The sequence below is a fragment of the Corallococcus sp. AB032C genome (assembly GCF_003668935.1).
Taxonomy (GTDB): domain Bacteria; phylum Myxococcota; class Myxococcia; order Myxococcales; family Myxococcaceae; genus Corallococcus; species Corallococcus exiguus.
This window is the reverse complement of the sequence record NZ_RAWP01000028.1, coordinates 28,581-46,337: the sequence shown is the minus strand read 5'-3', so window position 1 is coordinate 46,337 and position 17,757 is coordinate 28,581. Positions and strand designations below refer to the sequence as shown.

Annotated in this window: 11 protein-coding genes; 5 read left to right on the top strand and 6 right to left on the bottom strand. The window is 69.1% G+C overall.

The window, feature by feature from the left end; translation table 11 throughout:
• Positions 1 to 163 precede the first annotated feature (163 nt).
• Genes D7X99_RS14910 through D7X99_RS14900 form a run of 3 tightly spaced genes read right to left on the bottom strand, consistent with a single transcriptional unit; the run spans position 164 to position 7,423 of the window.
• Positions 164 to 3,091 (bottom strand): DUF4215 domain-containing protein, encoded by a 2,928-nt coding sequence (locus D7X99_RS14910; RefSeq protein WP_121778396.1) that lies wholly within the window; start codon positions 3,089 to 3,091, stop codon positions 164 to 166.
• A gap of 10 nt (positions 3,092 to 3,101) precedes the next feature.
• A complete protein-coding gene (locus tag D7X99_RS14905) occupies positions 3,102 to 4,373 on the bottom strand; it encodes a hypothetical protein (RefSeq protein ID WP_121778395.1) in 1,272 nt (423 codons plus the stop codon).
• Between the two features lie 20 nt (positions 4,374 to 4,393).
• On the bottom strand, positions 4,394 to 7,423 hold the full coding sequence (locus D7X99_RS14900) for a serine/threonine protein kinase (RefSeq protein ID WP_233613388.1): 3,030 nt from the start codon (positions 7,421 to 7,423) through the stop codon (positions 4,394 to 4,396).
• Between the two features lie 436 nt (positions 7,424 to 7,859).
• Here D7X99_RS14900 and D7X99_RS14895 point away from each other — a divergent pair, with 436 nt between their 5' ends.
• From D7X99_RS14895 to D7X99_RS14885, 3 genes are read left to right on the top strand one after another with little or no spacing between them, the layout of a single operon-like run.
• Positions 7,860 to 9,074 carry a hypothetical protein gene (locus D7X99_RS14895; protein WP_121778393.1) on the top strand — a complete coding sequence of 405 codons (1,215 nt, stop codon included), beginning with the start codon at positions 7,860 to 7,862 and terminating at the stop codon, positions 9,072 to 9,074.
• Positions 9,075 to 9,085: 11 nt separating this feature from the next.
• The gene (locus D7X99_RS14890) at positions 9,086 to 10,075 is read left to right on the top strand and encodes a HEAT repeat domain-containing protein (protein ID WP_121778392.1); all 990 of its coding nucleotides are present in this window, start codon (positions 9,086 to 9,088) and stop codon (positions 10,073 to 10,075) included.
• A 48-nt stretch (positions 10,076 to 10,123) separates the two neighbouring features.
• Positions 10,124 to 10,651: a hypothetical protein gene (locus D7X99_RS14885; protein WP_120575892.1), complete on the top strand. Its 528-nt coding sequence runs from the start codon at positions 10,124 to 10,126 to the stop codon at positions 10,649 to 10,651.
• A gap of 55 nt (positions 10,652 to 10,706) precedes the next feature.
• Here D7X99_RS14885 and D7X99_RS14880 read toward each other — a convergent pair whose 3' ends face one another.
• Complete coding sequence (locus D7X99_RS14880; RefSeq protein WP_121778391.1) at positions 10,707 to 11,393, bottom strand: lysoplasmalogenase; 687 nt, start codon at positions 11,391 to 11,393, stop codon at positions 10,707 to 10,709.
• A 395-nt stretch (positions 11,394 to 11,788) separates the two neighbouring features.
• Here D7X99_RS14880 and D7X99_RS14875 point away from each other — a divergent pair, with 395 nt between their 5' ends.
• The gene (locus D7X99_RS14875) at positions 11,789 to 14,953 is read left to right on the top strand and encodes a hypothetical protein (RefSeq protein ID WP_158627011.1); all 3,165 of its coding nucleotides are present in this window, start codon (positions 11,789 to 11,791) and stop codon (positions 14,951 to 14,953) included.
• Positions 14,954 to 15,190: 237 nt separating this feature from the next.
• A complete protein-coding gene (locus D7X99_RS14870; RefSeq protein ID WP_121778389.1) occupies positions 15,191 to 15,472 on the top strand; it encodes a hypothetical protein in 282 nt (93 codons plus the stop codon).
• Here the strand turns inward: D7X99_RS14870 and D7X99_RS14865 are convergent.
• Both D7X99_RS14865 and D7X99_RS14860 read right to left on the bottom strand, forming a co-directional pair.
• The gene (locus tag D7X99_RS14865) at positions 15,469 to 16,686 is read right to left on the bottom strand and encodes an FAD-dependent monooxygenase (protein WP_121778388.1); all 1,218 of its coding nucleotides are present in this window, start codon (positions 16,684 to 16,686) and stop codon (positions 15,469 to 15,471) included. The two genes, D7X99_RS14870 and D7X99_RS14865, sit on opposite strands and share 4 nt — an antisense overlap.
• Positions 16,687 to 16,844: 158 nt before the next feature.
• Positions 16,845 to 17,726, bottom strand: coding sequence for a hypothetical protein (locus tag D7X99_RS14860; protein WP_121778387.1), 882 nt, complete (start codon positions 17,724 to 17,726; stop codon positions 16,845 to 16,847).
• Between the last annotated feature and the right edge of the window lie 31 nt (positions 17,727 to 17,757).

The window sequence follows — 17,757 nt, the reverse complement described above, 5'->3', positions numbered from 1 at the left end:
CCCGGGGCCCGTCCGGTTCACCACCCCACCGAAGGTGAAGTCAACCGCACGTCCCCCCACCCGTGCCCCCCGGCACACCCGAGTGCTACGTAGGATATGACCCGGCGCGTCAAGGCTGTGACATCCCTGTTTCATAAGGGATGTCACACGCCAGGGAATCCGCTCAGGGCGCGGGGACGCAGGTCTTGCTGGCCCCACACACCAGGTCGAGGGCGCAGTCCTCGTTGCCCACGCACTTCGTGCCCTGGGGGCAGTCGTAGCCGCTGCCGCCGTTCATCCCGCTCACCTTGAAGTTGTTGTTGGCGACCTTCTCCGTCATCGCCTGGTTGCCGATGGAGCCCTTCAGCTTGTGGGTGACGTTCACGGTGATGGAGTTGGTGACGACCGACGCCTCGATTTCGAACGGCTCCTCCACCGCGTTGATGGCGTCCCGGATGACCAGGGCAATCTGCGTCGCGGGAGTGCCGTTCGCCACGGCCACCCGCTGATTGGCGGCGTTCTTGAGCTTGTTGTCGCGGTCGATCTCGAAGGTGACCGGCGTGTTGATGCCATCGCTGAGGGTGAACGTCTCCTCGTCGACCAGGTTCGCGCTGGTCGTCGCCGTGATGGTGCCCGTCGCCGCCTGGAGCGTCTGCACCTTGCAGTTGGCGCTGCAGGAGCCGCAGGTGAGGGTGTTGCCGTCGTCGCAGGCCTCGTTGGTCGCGTCCTTCACGCCGTCGCCGCAGACGTTGCCCTCGAGCGAGAGGACCGTCTGGCAGTCGTTGCTGCACCGCTTGCAGCTCGCCGTGCCGTACTGGCAGGAGGACTCCGTGTCGGTGTTGCCGTCGTCGCAGGCCTCGTGAGCCGGGTCCAGCACGCCGTCGCCGCAGACGTTGCCCGTGACGGAGACCAGTTCCTTGCAGTCGCCGCGGCACACCTTGCAGTTCGCCTGACCGTAGGGGCACGAGGACTCCGTCTGCGTGTTGCCGTCGTCGCAGACCTCGTTCGAGGCGCTGGGGTCCTGCTTGCCGTCGCCGCAGACGTTGCCCTGGAGCGTCAGGAGCGTCTGGCAGTCGTTGCTGCACCGCTGGCAGTTGGCCACGCCGTAGGGGCAGAAGGTCTCCGTCTGCGTGTTGCCGTCGTCACAGACCTCGTGGGCCAGGTCCGCCACGCCGTCGCCGCAGACGTTTCCCTTCACCGCCAGCACCTGCTTGCAGTCGCCGCTGCATGTCTGGCAGTTGGCCACGCCGTAGGGGCAGGAGGTCTCCGTCTGCGTGTTGCCGTCGTCGCAGGCCTCGTTCGTGGCGTCCTTCACGTTGTCGCCGCAGACGTTGCCCTGGAGCGAGAGGGCCTGCTGGCAGTCACCGCTGCACTTCTGGCAGCTCGCCTGGCCGTAGTCGCACGCGACCTCCGTCTTGGTGTTGCCGTCGTCGCAGGCCTCGTGGTCCGGGTCCTTCGCGTTGTCGCCGCAGATGTTTCCCGTGCGCGACAGGCTCTCCTTGCAGTCGAAGCGGCACACCTTGCAGGTGGCGGTGCCGTAGGGGCAGGCGTCCTCGGTCTCGGTGTTGCCGTCGTCACAGGCCTCGTTCGTGGCGTCCTTCACGTTGTCGCCGCAGACGTTGCCCTGGAGATTGAGCGCCGTCTTGCAGTCGCCGCTGCACGCCTGGCAGGTGGCGGTGCCGTAGTCGCACGCGGTCTCCGTGCGGGTGTTGCCGTCGTCGCAGGACTCCGGGCGGTCCGGCCCGTTGACGTTGACCACGCTGTCGCCGCAGATGTTCGGCTTGCAGGTGCCCAGGCAGTCGTCGTCGTCGCGCGTGTTGCCGTCGTCGCACTGCTCCTTCGCCGCCGTGTTGGTGACGCCGTCGCCGCAGGCCACGGGGGTGCAGTCCACGTCGCAGATGGCGGAGTTCGGCCCGTCGTCGCACTGCTCACCCGCGGCGGTGTTGAGGTACCGGTCGCCGCAGGCCGCGGGCGTGCAGTCCGCGTTGCACGTGCGGGAGTTGCCCGCCGTGTCGCACAGTTCGCCGCGCGTGATGTTGGTGAAGCCGTCGCCGCAGAAGGCGATGGTGCAGTCCGCGTCACAGGCGGGGCTGTTGACGGGGCCGGGGTTGTCGCACTGCTCGCCGGAGGACGTGTTCACCACGCCGTCGCCGCAGGCGCGCAGCGTGCAGTTGGCGTTGCAATAGGCGGACTCGCCCTTGTCGTCGCACGCCTCGCCCGCGGTCCGGTTGACGATGCCGTCACCGCAGACGCGCACGGTGCAGTTGAGGTTGCAGGTGGCGGACTCGCCCTTGTCGTCGCACTGCTCCTCGCCGTCGCGGACGCCGTTGCCGCAGCCTTCCGCGGACCGGCAGTCCGCGCTGCAACCGTCCTCGCTGACGTTGTTGCCGTCGTCGCAGATTTCACCCTTGATGACGTCGAGGACGCCGTTGCCGCACGTCTCGTTGGACTTGCAGTCGGAGCTGCACCCGTCGCCGTTGATGTTGTTGCCGTCGTCGCACTTCTCACCCTTGGCGACGTCCACGTAGCCGTTGCCGCAGCTCTCCTGGGAGCGGCAGTCCTCGCTGCACCCGTCGCCGCTGACAGTGTTGCCGTCGTCGCACTTCTCACCCTTCGTGGGGTCGGTGTAGCCGTTGCCGCACGTCTCGTTGGACAGGCAGTCCGCGCTGCAGCCGTCGCCGCTGGCGTTGTTGCCGTCGTCGCACTTCTCGCCCACGGCCGTGTCCGTGACGCCGTTGCCGCACAGTTCGTTGGACTTGCAGTCCGCGCTGCAGCCGTCGCCGTCCCGGGTGTTGCCGTCGTCGCACTTCTCCTTCGTGACCTGGTCCACGACGCCGTTGCCGCATGTCTCGGTGGACTTGCAGTCGCGGCTACAGCCGTCGCCATCCACGATGTTGCCGTCGTCACACTGCTCGTGGTCCTGGACGACGCCGTCGCCACATTCCGTGGAGATGCAGGTGGCCTGGTTCGCGGCGCACTTCAGGCCGTCCGGACACACCAGCCCGGCGGGGCAGTCCACCGTGGTGGCCTGGAAGCAGGAGGAGAGCAGCAGGAGCGGCGCGGCCAGGAGAAGCAGGGCGCGCGCCATGGAAGAGGGGGAGACGCGTGTCATGCGAGGACCTTTAGAAACGGAACGTGGCCACGGCACCGCCCGAACCCGCGCCGAGGAGCGGCGTGACCTGCACGGTCGCCGCCTCCTGGCCCGGTTCGATGCGGTACGGCTTGGGTTGATTGAGGACGGCGAGCACCGCGCCGGTGACGATGACGGCTCCGCCCACGGCGTACCCGGCGATGGCGCCGGTCTGCATCAGGTTGCCCTGCGAGCGCTCGTCGGCGACGGCGGCGGGCGGTACGCAGCCCCCGCATTCGGTGATGCCGGACTCGAAGGCTCGGAAGTGGTCGCGGGACTGGAGGTGCAGGAAGGTGCTGCCTCCCGCCACGGCCACGCCCGCGCCCATCACCAGCCAGGGCATCGCGGCGGACCAGCGGCGCTTGTAGCGGATGAGATCGTCGGACGTGAAGAGCTTCAAATCCAGCGCCGTCGTCTCACCGGGCAGCAGCGTGCGGCTCTGGTCGCTGGGCACGAAGCCCGCCATCGTCGCGGAGATGCTGTGCGCGCCGGGGCGCACCAGCCCCTCGTAGCGGCCGGGGGCCACGAACAGCGTCTGGCCGTCCATGGTCACCGTGGCGCCGGGCGTGGCGCAGGTGATGTCCACTCGCGCCAGCTGCTTCTCCACCAGCGTCTTGTAGTTGCGGGCGTACTCGTACTTCTCCTTCTCCAGCGGCGCCGGTCCGAAGCGCAGCGCCGCCACCAGGTGCTCGTGCACCTCCACCGGCTGGTCCAGGTTCATCAGCGCCAGCGCGAGGTTGTAGTGGATGGCCGGATGGTCCCAGCGCGCCAGCGCCTGGCGGTACTTCTCCACCGCCTGCACGAAGATGGACTCCTTCAAGAGCACGTTGCCTTCGCCGAACAGCGCGAGCGACGTGTCCTGGTCCGTCTTGGAGATGCCCTTCGCCCAGGGGCGCTCATCCGCGCCGGGCTGCGAGCCCTCCAGCGTGCTGCTGGCCTGCTCCTGCTGGGACTCCACGGCCTTCGGCGTGGGCGGCGGGGGCATGGGAAGGGACTCGGAGAGGGGCGCGTCCGAGGGGGCCGGCGTGGCCTCGGCGGCGGTGGGCTTGCGCCGCCGCTTCGAGGAACCCGTGCCGGACACCTTCGCCGTGCCGGAGGTCTTGCCCGTGGCCTTCTTCTGGGTGTTCGCCGTCTTCGGCGCCCCCGCCTTCTTCGTGCCCCGGGACGTCTTCGTGGTGCCTGTCCGTGGCGCCGGCTCCTGCGCCAGCGCGGGCACTGACTCCAGCGCCAGCAGCACCGACAACACGAACGCGGACCTGCTCATCACCCTGTTCAAGATGCTTCTCACTTCAGGACCTCGATGACCGGACTGCCGAGCTGGGATTGCAGACGGGAGACGCGCTCCTTCTCCCGCTTGAGCAACGTGGAGAGTTCTTCCGCCGCGCGGAGGGCGTCCTCGCGGGCGTCGCGCGCGGAGTCCGCGCTCTCCTCGGCGCGCTTCTTGGCGAACCGGGCGCGCAGCTGCGCTTCCTGGGCCCGCTTCAGCGCGGACACCAGTTCGTCGTTCTTGCTGAGCAGCTCCTGGTTGGTCAGCGCCACCTGCTCGTTGGCCGACTCCGCCGCCTGCTGCGCCTTCTGGCGCTCCAGTTCCTTGGCCTGCACTTCGGCCAGCCGCTGCTTGGCCTCGACTTCCGCGCTGCGGGCCGTGGACTCGGCGGCGCGCGCGATGATCTCCGCCGCCTGGGCCCCCTGGGCCTGCTTCTCGGCCTCCTGCTGCGCGTTGCGGATGACGACGAGCGCCACCACCGCCGCGATGACCAGGAGCCCCAGGAACGTCACGCTGCCGATGAGCAGCACCTGCTTCAGCCGGCGCCCCTTCTTCGCCTGCGCGAACACCGCCGTGAGGAAGTCCTGCTGCAACTGGGGCAGCTCTCCCCGGTAACGCCGCTGGAAGCGCTGGGCCTCTTCCACCAGCTCACCGCGCCACAGCAGGTGCGCGTCGAAGTTCTTGCCCTGCCACTGCCGGGCCGCGTTGCGCAGCTGCTCCAGGAACGCGGAGTCCTCCTGGCCCTCGTCCAGCCAGCGCCGCAGCGTGGGCCAGCTGTGCAGGAGCGACTCGTGGACGATTTCGACCGTGGCGCCCGTGGCGCCGCCGCCGGTCTGCACCACCAGCAGGCGCGCCTGCACCAGGTGGTCGATGAGGCGCTGCATCTCCCCCGTGTCCTTCGTCAGCTCGCGCAGCTCGTCCAGGGACACGATGGCGCGCGTGCGCTCCGGGGTGACGAGCCGCAGGAAGAGCGCGCGCACCAGCGTGCGCTCCTGCGTGGACAGGCTCTCCAGCACGCTGTCCGCGTGGCTGGCCAGCGCGCCAGCGATGCCGCCCATGGCCTGGTAGGCGCTCTCCGTGAGCAGCCGGTTGGTGACGTCGCGCGCCTCCCACAATTGGGTGGCCGCGAACTGCAACAGGGGCAGCGCGCCCTGGGATGCGTCCAGGTGCTCCAGCATGCTGGACACCATGGCGGGGCTCTCGAACTGGTAGCCCGCGCGCTCCGCGGGCTGCACCAACGCGTCCTTCAGGCCTTCGCGGGCGGGCGCGGTGAGGAAGAAGAGCCCCTGGCTGAGCTCCGCCATGAAGCGCTCGTCTTCCGGCACGCGGTCCAGGAAGTCCGAGCGGATGGAGAGGATGACGCGGATGGGCGTGGTCGCGTCGTCCGCGATGCCGGACAGGCACGCGGTGAAGGCCATGCGGTCCTGGACGTCCGGCACCAGCGTGTAGAGCTCCTCGAACTGATCGATGAAGAGGAGGATGCGCCGCTTCTCTCGGCGCGCGCGGCTGCGCAGCACGTTGCCCACGTAGCCGGGCTCCGCGCGCAGCCGCTCCACCACCCGCTGCTGCTCCTGCAGGTCGTCCTCGATGGTGGTGGACGAGCTCATCAGCGGCGCGACGATGCTGGCCAGCGCCGACAGCGGGCTTCGTCCGGGGCGGATGACCAGCGCCTCCCACGGCGTGCCGGACCGCTTGAGCACGGGCACCAGGCCCGCGCGCACGAACGACGACTTGCCCGTGCCGGACGGGCCCACCACGGCCAGGAGCGGCCGGTCGTTGATGCGGTTCACCAGCGCTGCGATTTCACGGGTGCGGCCGAAGAAGCGGTCCGCGTCCGCCTCCTGGAAGGAGCTGAGGCCCGCGTACGGGCTCTCGTCCACGCGCAGCTCGCGGCTCATGCGGCCGGGGAGGAAGGGCTCCAGCGCGCGCAGCAGCGAGGCCGCGTCCGGGTAGCGGTCCTCCTTGCGCTTGAGCAGGCAGCGGTCCACGACGGCCGCCAGCTCCTGCGGCACGTCCGGCGCCATGGTCCTGAGCAGCGGCATGGGCTCATCCAGCATGCCCGTGACCATCAGCTGCGGACCGCGCAGCGGATCCAATGGGTGCTTGCCGGCGAGCATGCGGAACAACATCAACCCCACGGCCCAGATGTCCGTGCGGTTGTCCACGGCGACTCCGATGCCCCACTGCTCCGGGGACATGAAGGCCATGGTGCCCATGATGGCGCCCTTGCGGGTGAGGTTGGACACGTCCTCGCCCATGCCCTCCACCGAGTGCAGCCGCGGCTGGGCCTGGGGGCCGCCCGCGGGCGCCTCCACGGGCTCGTCGCCCTGGAGCACCTTGGCGATGCCGAAGTCGAGCACCTTGATGGCGCCCGAGTCCGTCACCACGATGTTCTCCGGCTTGAGGTCGCGGTGGACGATGCCCTGCTCATGGGCGCACTCCAGCGCCCGCACCACCGGCACCATCAGCTCCACCGCGCGCGCGGGCGGCAGGCGCTGGGTGCCCAGCACCTTCGTCAGCGGCTTGCCCTGCAGGTACTCCAGCACCATGAACGGGCCGCCGGGGAACTCGCCGACCTCGTAGATGATGACGATGTTCTCGTGGCTGCACCGCGCCGTGGCCCGCGCCTCCAGGATGAAGCGCCGGGTGATGTCGGCGTCCTCGCTGTGCAGGAACTTGATGGCCACCCGGCGTCCCAGCCGCACGTCGCGCGCCAGGAACACCGTGCCCATGCCGCCGGAGCCCAGCTCGCGGATGAGCTCGTAGTGCTGCAGGCGCATGCCCGGGCGCAGCGCGTGGCCCTGGATGGAGGGGCTGGTGTTGTTGCCGGTGTCACCGGTGTCACCCGTGCCCGGACGCGACGGCCCGTCCCACGTGGACGAGGACCCCGTGTTGGAACGCGCCGGTGGCTCCACGGGCGCGGGAGCGGCTCCAAAGAGCGACTCCACGTCCGCGGCCTGCGTCCGGTCCGCGAGGTCCGAGGACACACCCGTCACGCCTACCGCGGGGGGACTCAGCCGCGCGGCACCTGCTTCGTTCTTCATCATGTCCGGCCACTTTTCCCGCGACGCATTCACAGCCATGGCGCGACCCGGACACCTCCGCCCGGTGCATCCATGCGCTGGCTACAGCCCCCCGGCCCTGCCACCACGGGCCGAAATCATACACGGACACTGAATCGCGGACACTTCACGCCCCTCCGTCAGAGGCGTGTCTGTTTTGACCTTGGGGGGCAGGAAGGCAGACGGGCGCAGGTTTCAACGCCATGTGACATCCACTCGCACACGCGCGCGGAGAGTCATTGCGTCGCCGCGACACGAAGTGCGTCAGCCGAGGGCACGTTCCATAACGCAGGGACTGTTCCTGTGACGCGAGCGGTCAGTATCTGGAATCACCAGAGTGAAAGAAGACGGCTTCCAGTAAAAATCCAATCAATCTGTTTTCCTTGATTGAAACAAGGAATCCATGGTTATTTGGATTCCCATGGTCCCTTCCACTCCGACCCAGACGCCCGCATCCGGTCCTTCGCGAGCACGGGGCGTCCCCTGGGGATGGGCGGGTGCGGGCCTGGTGGCCGTGTTGGCGGCCGTGGGGTTGGTGTGGCGTGGCGGTGACGACGCCCAGGCGCCGGTGGCGATGGCGGCCCCCGTCAAAGCCACACAGTCCGGGAGCTCGCACGGCGGGGGTGGGGGCGGGGGAGCGGCGGCGGCTGGCGTGGAGGAGGCGGAGGCCGCGGAGCGCCGCTTCTCGGACCAGACGTGCTTCCCGGAGCTGGCGCGCTTCAACGACGGCGTGACGCTGGAGACGTTCCGCGACTGGGCCGCGCCGCTGCTCGCGTCGAAGGATCCGCTCGTCCGCGACTACCTGAAGTCGAAGCTCGCGGAGCTGATTGGCGACGACGCGAAGAAGGCGGGGCAGGTGGTGGACTGGGCCCGGGACGCGCAGGGCGCGGCGTTCCAGGTGCTGCTGTCCGGGCTGCGTGAGTCGGACGCGGTGCAGAAGCCGCAGGTCGCCGCGCGGCTGCTGGAGGCGGGGTTGGACAAGGGGCTGCCCATCGAGCGGCGCGCGGGCATGCTCTCCGCGCTCGACACGCAGAAGCACCTGACGCCGGACGCGATGGACCGGATGGCGGACTTCGCACGCGACCCGGCGTCCACCGAGGCGGGCTGGGCCGCCACGCGCACGCTGGGCCGCGTGATGGCTCGCGAGTCGGAGAACCTGGGCGACGCGTCGCCGTACCTCGACCGGCTCATCACCATCGCGACGGACGCGCCGGACGAGCAGATCCGCCACCTGGCGCAGACGGCGCCGCTGCACAACTCACCTGTGCTGGACGCGAAGGCCACGGCCCGCTTCGAGCGCATCCTGCGCAGCGAGGGCAACGAGGACGGGCGAGACGCGGCGGCGCAGGTGTTGGCCATGTCCTCCGACAAGGAGAACGTGCTGAAGACGTTCACGGACGCCTTCCAGCGCGAGCAGTCGGTGTGCGTGCGCTGGGCGCTGTTCCGCTTCTCCGCGCGCGTCGCGGGCCGGGACGCCCTGCCGGTGATGGCGAACATGGCGACCGTGGATCCGCGCTTCCAGCCGCTCTACGGCATCTTCGAGACGCTCTACGCCCAGGGCAACGTCGACTTCATCCGCGTCTGGAACGAGCTGCCGGACCAGAACCCCTTCGGCTGCATGGACCGCCACAATTAGGAGCCCCCGGCATGCCCCGCTACCTCCAAGGTCTTCGCGCGCTCGGGGGCCTGACGCTGATGCTCGCGTCCCCGGTCGTCACCGCGCAGTCCACGCCCTCCGCCGCGAAGCCCGTGCTGCAGGGAGAGAGCTGTTCGGTCCGTGGGTTGATGGATCAGCTCCGCCAGGGGATGGGCTCCAGCTCCAAGGCCTACCGCGACTACCTCCAGGCCGTGCTGCGCGAGGCCGCCGTGTCGCTGCCCTCTGGCGAACTGCACGCGGCGTTCGAGCGGGAGACGGACCCGGTGATGGTGGAGCAGCTGGCCGCGGCGCTGGTGGCGCGCAGCGAGCGCGAGGCGGAGAAGGACGCCATCCAGACCGTGGCCCGCCGCGCGCTGGAGGACCGTGACCCGTCCGTCCGCGCCGCCACCGTCCGCGCCATGCGCCGCACCGGCGCGCTGGAGAAGACGGGGGACATGTACGAGCGGCTCATGCGCGACGGCTCGCCGGAGGTCCGCATGGAGGCGGCGAAGAACCTCATCGAGGACAACGAGCACGTCTATTCCGCCCATCACGGCCCGGCCACGGACATGGCGGTGAACGCGGCGACGGCGTCCACGGATCCGAAGGTGACGGCGAAGATCCTGGAGTCCCTGGACACGCGCAAGATGGGGCCGGAGGCGGGGCAGAAGCTGCTCGGGATGCTGGGCCACGAGAGCGCGGACGTGCGGCGCTCGGCGGCGCTCGCACTGGGCAGCGTGCCGGCGGCGCAGATGGCGCCCGCGCGCGAGGCGCTGGTGGGCATGTACCGGGGCGAGCGGGACACGGGAGTGCGCAAGGCGCTGGTGCAGGGCATCGCGGAGCTGGGCTTCGCGGACGCCGTGCCGGAGCTGCGCAAGCTGCGGAGCGTGGACCCCGGCATGGCGCCGGAGATCGACGCGTGGATCCGCGCCCTGGAATCAGGCGTTCAGGAGTGGGGCCTGCTCTTGAGAGAGAAGCAGCGGCAGCAACAGGTCCGTTGAGCGGCACCTCATGGGGCCGGACCCGCCGGCCCGAAAGGAACACCCCCGATGCGTCACATGAAGAAGAAGGCCTTCGCGGCCATCCTGGCCCTCGCGGTTCCCTCGGTCGCGGCTGCGTACTCGTACACCGTGAAGTCGCCCTTCCCGGGCACCGTCACGGCGACGACGAACTACTCCAGCGGCACGTTCCACGGCGCGGTGGACATCTCCAGCGGTCGTTGCAACTACTGGGGCGTGGAGACGGGCGTGGTGGCGTCCCTGTCCTGGAACGTGACCATCCGCACCTCTGGCGTCTATTGCAACGGCACGGGCAGCGGCACGCAGAACGAGGCGAAGCACGCCTTTTCCAACGGCAAGACGTTCCGCCTGTGGCACTTCATCAAGACGTCGGACTCGTTCGACCGTACGTGCAACCGCTGCCAGGTGGGCAACGAGGGCGGTACGGGCAACGCCACGGGTGCCCACGTCCATATGCAGTATGACCAGTCCGGCAGCAACCTGACCGGCTGGTACTCCGGCTACACCACCAAGGGTGAGGCCGTGGACCGCGCGGAGACCATCGGCGTGCTGCAGTAGTTCCGAGGTGACTGCCGGAGGCGGAGCGTCGTGAGGCGCTCCGGCTCCGGTGGGGTCATCGCGGCATGGATGCAGGCACCGGAACCGGAGCGTGTTCCACGCGCGCGGAGGCCGCGATGCAGAGCTGTGCGGCCCAGTACAGCAGCATGACGGCGTAACCCAGGCCTGGCAGGGGCGTGACGAAGAGCCGGATGGAGAGCAGCCCATCGCTGGCGGAGAACAGCAGCGCGCCCAGGAGTGCCAGCCATTGCTCGTGCCGGGGAAGCTCCGGAGCGCTCATCATGGCCGCCGCGCGCCAGCCCATGGTGCAGATGACGGCGACGTAGGCTGTTACCGGTGGCGCCATCCCGCCCAGCCCCGGCCACAGCGCCACGGTGGCGCCCACCGCCAGCAGCAAGAAGGGCAGGGCACGAAGCAGGGCCAGGCGCCGCGTCACGGAGACGAACGCGGCGGTGTAGCCCACGTGGGCCAGCAGGAATGCGCCCAGGCCCGGCAGGAACAGGTCCGGGCTCACCTCCAACAGCACATCGCCAAGCAGCGACAGCGCCAGCCCGGCGAAGATGAACCGCGCATAGCGCCCCCGCGCGGGCCACAGCCACAGGAGCAGGCACACCATGGGCAGCGCCTTGGTGACGAGCCGCGCCTCCCGCGGCCCCACGTCCATGGCGAAGAGGAAGCCCACCGCGCCCGCGAGGCTCGCCGCCGCCAGGAGCTTCGTCCCACCCGTCCACGACTCGCGCATGGGGCGGCACCTTAATCCTTTGCATCAACGACATGGGACGGGACTCAGGTGAGTGCGCTCCATGTCTCCAGGGCTCGCGGACAGGTCAAGAAAGACTCGATTGCGTGAAGAATGTTTCCAGTAATTCCTTCCATCGCGCAGCCCCGCTGAAGCATACGGACGTCCAGCGGCCCGGGCTGAAGTATTGCCAGCCGGCCGCTGTTCCAATTCAAAGGGAGAATTTCATGCGTCTGCCATTCGCAGGTTCGCTTGTGTTCGCCGCGTTGATCAGCTGTTCCCCGCCACCACTGGAAGAAAGTGGGCCGGCTCCCGCGAACTCGCGTGCGGGTCTGACTTCACCGCAGCCTCAATTGCTTGCGTCCGCAACCAACGCGCCCTCGGACGGACTGGCCTATGTGACCCTCACCGTCACGCCGCGCGACGTGAACGGTGAGCCCCTGGGGACGGGGCTTCACGTGGAAGTCCTGAGCAGTGATGGGTCGGTCACGCTGGGCGGCACGGGGACCTCCGCCTGCACCGTGAACACGCCGGGTGCGACGTGCCTCACGGCGGTGGACTCCGGCGCGGGGAGCTACGTCGTCACCGCGCGCAGCGCCACGCCGCTGACCGTGCCCACCACGTTCTCCGCCACCGTCACGGACGGCAGCGGCACGACCACGCTGCCGGACACGGCCTCCGTCACGTTCGACTCGGCGCTGTTCAATGGCAGCGCGGGCACCACCATCACCACTGGCACCGTCACCGTCACCTCCAGCAACGCGGGCGGCCGGAACCTCTACATCACCGGCGGCACCGTCACGTTCGACGCCAGCACGGTGGGCCAGACCTTCGGCGACGTCTTCATCACGGGCGGCACCGTGACGCACCTCCAGGCCACCAACGCCGCCATGTTCAAGCTGGACGTGCTCATGGGCTCCTGGAACCTGCTGGGTGGTGCGATCAACACCACCAACAAGGGCTACGGCATGACCTGCTTCGCCAATGGCTCCTGCAGCGGCAACGGCCTGGTCAGCTTCAGCCCCAATGGCGTGCCGTCGGCATCGCTCGCGGGCACCAGCAAGTTGTACGGCGCCAGCCACGGCGGCATGGGCTCCGGCAACTACCGCATGAACATCTCGCAGGCGAACAACAACCAGGCGGGCAACGCGGGGACGACCTACGGCGACTACCGCGACCCGAAGTTCCCCGGCGCCACCAATGACACGTACTCGGGCACCCACGGAGGTGGCGTGGTGCGCATCACGTCCACCGGGCCCTGCGTGCTGGGTGGTTCGGCCACTGTCGCGGCGTCGGCGTCGTTCAATGCGGCGGGTGGCTCCATCAACCTCCGCTGTGGTGCCATCGTCTCCACGGGCTGGACGGGAACCCTCATCGCGGACGGCGGCCAGGGCGCGGGGAACTCCTCCATCCCGCTGGGCGCGGGCGGTGGTGGCCGCATCGCCCTGGTCAGCACCGGTGATGCCGCGACGATGACGGGCGCGGTGAGCTACCCGCCCGTGAACCTCACTGCCCGGGTCCACGCTTTCGGCGGCGCTCCGGCCAACTCCAGCTACGTGGTGGGCGCCGGTGGCGCGGGCACCATCTTCCTGAAGCACAGCGGGCTGACCTACGGCGACCTCATCATCGCGAACAACTCGCCCGCGCATTACCAGAACGAGGGCACCACCCGGCTCCCCGCGCTGGCCGGCACCGTCACGGCGAACGTCACCGCGGGCGCTACCTCCATCCCCGTCTCCGTCGCCAGCACCATGTTCAACGCGACCTACTACGAGAACGCGGGTGCGCCGCTGAACTTCAACCCCGCGCTCACCCAGGTCACGACCCCGTCGTCCTCTGCCATCTACAACGGCGTGTTCGCGGGCGGCTGGCTGCGGCCGGACATCACCGCCGCGGGCGGTGCGCTGCTGGAACCGTCCAACCTGGTGAGCGTCACCACCAACGCAGTGGGCACCCTGACGACGAGCGCCGTGCCCGCCGGCGTCGCGTCCGGCGCGTTCTTCCGCAGCGTGGATGTGCTGGACCACCTGGACGTGCTCGGCAACGCCATCCTGGAGACCAACGGCGACATCCACGTCGTGTCCGGCAACACGACGAACTCCGGCGCGCCCACGATGACCGTGTATGGACTGGTGCTCTTCGACACGACAAGCGGCAGGACGGGCCGCATCGAGTACGCGGCCGGCGCGGTGAACGTCGTGCAGTCCACGCAGGCCATGCCGCCCCTTGGAGGCGGGACGCTTGTCGCGGACAACGTGACGGTGTCCGCGGGCTCGGTGACCGTGCCCGCCATCATCGCGTCCGGTGACGTGACCTTGAGCGGCGGCACGCTGGTCACCAACTCGCTCCAGGCGGCGCGCTACGCGCAGAGCGCGGGCACCCTCAAGCACTACCTGCCGCTGTTCAAGACGTCGCCGGCCGCCGCGCAGGTGTCCAGCCTCCAGATGACGCTCGCGGAGACCTTCAGCCTCACGGGCGGCGCGGTCGACGTCGCGGGCCTGGGCTACCCGGCGGCGATGGATGCCCAGGGCGCGCCGCAGACCCTGTGGGGCTTTGGCGCGACGGGGCCCTCATCCGCGACTGGATCGTCGGGTGGTTACGGCGCGGGGCATGGTGGTGTCGGTGGTGGCTACACGGCCGGCGCGGTTCGCGGCATGGTCTACGACGACTACCGAGACCCCCGGTATCCGGGCGGAGCGGGGACGACGGTCGGTGCCTCGCCGTCGTACCTGGGCTTCCGGAGTCCTGGCGGTGGTGTCTTCCGGCTCAATGCCACTGGCGTCTGCACGCTGGGCGGGACCTCCCTCATCAAGGCGGGCGCGGTGACCACGGGCGCCCAGTACGGCGCGGCGGGTGGCTCCATCTCCCTGCGCTGCGGTGGCTTCGACACCACGGGTTGGAACGGCACCCTCACCGCCAACGGAGCGAATGCCTACAACTCCACCTCGGTCGGCTCCACGCGCGCGGGCGGTGGCGGGCGCATCGCGATGGTGAGCACGGGGGATGCTTCCAGCTTCGTGGGGGCCATTGGCTATCCGTACCCCTCGACCAGCGCGCAGCTCCAGGCGCGTGGCGGCACGGGCATCAACGCCACGTACACCGACGGTGGCGCGGGCACGGTGTTCCTCAAGCACAGCGGCGTGGCGTACGGCCAGTTGATCATCAACAACAACAACCAGACGCACTACGCCACGGGCGGCTACACCCCGTTCGTCTCCATCGCGGGCACGGTCAGCAGCGCGGCCAACGCCGGTGACACCTCGCTCAGCGTCAACATCACCAGCACGCCGCTCCACAACTCGGCCGCCTTCAACCAGCTGCTCGCTGGCATGTGGCTGCGGCCTGACACCAGCGTGAACAGTGGCACGCTGCCCGCGGACAACCTGGTCACGGTCGCTGGAAACACCTTCGTCAGCACCACGCAGTCGCAGCTGACGACGTCGCCCCTCCTGGCCCCGGTGGCCGCGGGCGCGAGCTTCAAGAGCGCCGACCTCTTCGACGTCTACAACGTCGTGGGTGGGGCCATCACCCAGACGAACGGCGACCTGTACGTCGTTCCGTAGCCCGGTCCATCCGGCCCGCCGCGCGACAGGGGCGGCGGGCCGGGGATGTACGTTTAGCTCGGCTTAATTCAATTCGGGTGCGGCTCCGCGTGACTTGGGGAAACGACGTTTTCATCCCGAGGCCGCTTCCAATGATTCAGTTCTCGCGCTTCCTGCCCATGGCCGTCCCTCCTCGCCCCGAGCCCCAGTCCGCTCCGGCTGGAAGGGGGCAACCGGCGCCCCAGCCCGCGCCCCCGTGTGCAGCCGTTCGGGTCGACGTCCACGTTCGACTCCACGCCCGCGCCCGCGAGCAACTTGCACACGGAGCGGTTGGGAGACGGCAGCGCCAACTGCCTGGAGAAGGCGGTGGGTCTGGCGCGGCCAGGGGACTCCATCGTCCTCATGCGTGACGCGAGCGACGGCGTGGGCCACGCCCTGGTGCGCAGGCCGGACGGCTCCGTGGCCTGGGTGAAGGCGTCCCTGGTCGCTGATGCGGAAGCCCCTCCTCCGCCCCCGCCGGACGCCGCGACGTCTCCCTAACCCGGCGGCGGAGCCCCCAGCGCCACCGCGCCGCGACCCCGACGCTGCTCGCGGACCCACTGCTTGGAGGAGTGGAGCGTGCGCAGCACCCCCCTCAGCGAGGGCTGCTGGCTGGCCATGAGCAGCAGGTAGCTCCACACGGAGCTGCCCCGGCGGTTCAGCAGCGAATGGGCGAACTGGGTCGCGTCCTGGTCCACGTAGCTGGGGACGCTCTCGAACCACTCGGAGCTGCTGCGCGCCGCCAGCTGGATGGCCAGCAGGGAGGCGCGCCGCTCCCCGTCATACGCCTCCAGCGCGGTGGGCACGTCCGGCTGCGTTCGCAGCTGCCGCGCCAGCCCGATGGCGTCCTGCATGGCCAGCTTCGTCCCGGAGCCGATGGAGAAGTGCGTGGTGTGCGCGGCGTCCCCCATGAGCACCACGTTGTCGTGGTACCAGCGCTCGTTGGTGATGCGCTTGAAGTTGAGCCACGGCGCCCGGCCCATGCCCTTCAGCTGGTTGAACAGCGACTTGCCCTGGAGCCGGCTCTGGAAGATGCCCTCCAGCTTCCGGAGCGTCTCATCCGGTCCCAGCGCGTCGAAGCCCAACGCCTTCCAGGTCGACTCCTGGCACTCCACGATGCAGGTGCTGGTCTCGCTGTTGAAGCGGTAGCCGTGGAACCAGAGCCAGCCGGCGGGCGTCTCCTCGAAGGCGAAGGTGAAGGCGTCGAACACCTTGTCGGTGCCCAGCCAGATGTACTTGTTGCGTCCCTCCTCCACGTGCGTCTGGAAGTGATGGGCGTGGCGCTGGCGCAGCCGGCTGTTGACGCCGTCACAGGCGACGACGAGGTCCGCGTCCATGAACGCGGAGAGGTCCGTGACGTCGTGCTCGAAACGGACGTCCACGCCCAGCCCCCTCGCCCGGCGGATGAGGATGTCCAGCAGCCGGTCCCGTCCCAGCGCGAAGCCATAACCGCCAATGTGCGTCGCGTACCGGCCTCGCAGGTGCACCTCCTGCGTGTCCCAGCGCGCCGCGGCCTGGGCAATTCTCTGCGCGCTCACCGGGTCGTTGCGGAAGAGGTCGTCCAGCAGGTCATCCCAGAACACGACGCCCCAGCCATACGTCATGCCCGGTGGGTTGCGCTCGACGACGGTGACGTCGTGCTTCGGGTTGGACAGCTTCGCCAGGATCGAGAAATAGAGCCCGGCAGGGCCTCCGCCAACACAGACCATCTTCATCGAATCCCCCCAGCGCGCGAACGGCCCGGATGCTACCGGCCTGTCAGGGAAAACGACGCTGGTCGGAAGCGCTGTCTGTCGTTGCTGGCAGGACAGAAGGGCCAGGGGCGATTCAGGAGCGGACGGAGCGCGGCCTGTCAGGGCATCGCCGCCCGGGCTCAGTGCCCGCGCACCGCGAAGATGGGGTGGGCGAGCTCCCGGGGGAAGTAATTGATGGTCCCGAACTCGTCCCCCAGCTGGTCTCCGCCCACGGCCAGGGGATTGCCGTAGATGTTGCTCAGCATGTTCGCGTCCCGCGAAACCCTCGTCAGCAGCGGGAGGTAGGGATGCTCCTCCTTGTAGACCGCAACGCACAGGTCCTCGTCATAGCGGCGGATGTAATTGATGATCCACAGCCGGTTCATCCGCAAGGAGTAGACGGCATTGCGCCGCGGGTAGCCCGCGTCTTCGTGGGACGTGAACTCAGCGATGTCCGGTTCGATGAGGTGCGCGTCGTGGCTCTTGTCCGCTTCGATGTTGCTTGGGTATTCCTTCAGGTGGAAGAGGAACAGGATGTCCGGCTGGGTTCCGGAGACGTCGTAGACCAGGTGGCAGTGGAAGAGGTCCGCGCGGCTGAAGGTGACGGCGCACTTCGTCCAGAGATGATTCCCGTTCTCCGCCCCAGCCTTCACCGCCTGGAAGAGGCTGACCACGAACGCTTCGATCTTCGGTTGTTTGAACAGGCGCCACTCGGTGCCGACCTTCGCGCCCCACTTGGAGATGTGATTCGCGACGGTCCTCTGCTGGCTGTCCTTCTGCCGGAGCCCCGCGGGGTTGCGCTGGGCGGGGCTGCGATTGCCATCCGCCTCCTGGTCCAGCGCGTTGTCGGTGACGACCGTGCTGTGCGCCCCTCCCGCGAGCAGCGCGCAGACCGCGCCGACGTTCGCGTTGCTCAGGGCGGCCGTCAGCTCCGCGGGCGGCTTCGGTGGCGTCACCACGTGGACGTAGGCGCTGCTCGTGGACTGCTGCTTCAACAACCGGACGGTGGCTTCCTCGGCCATGGTGTGTCTTCCCTGAAAGGTGAAACGCGCA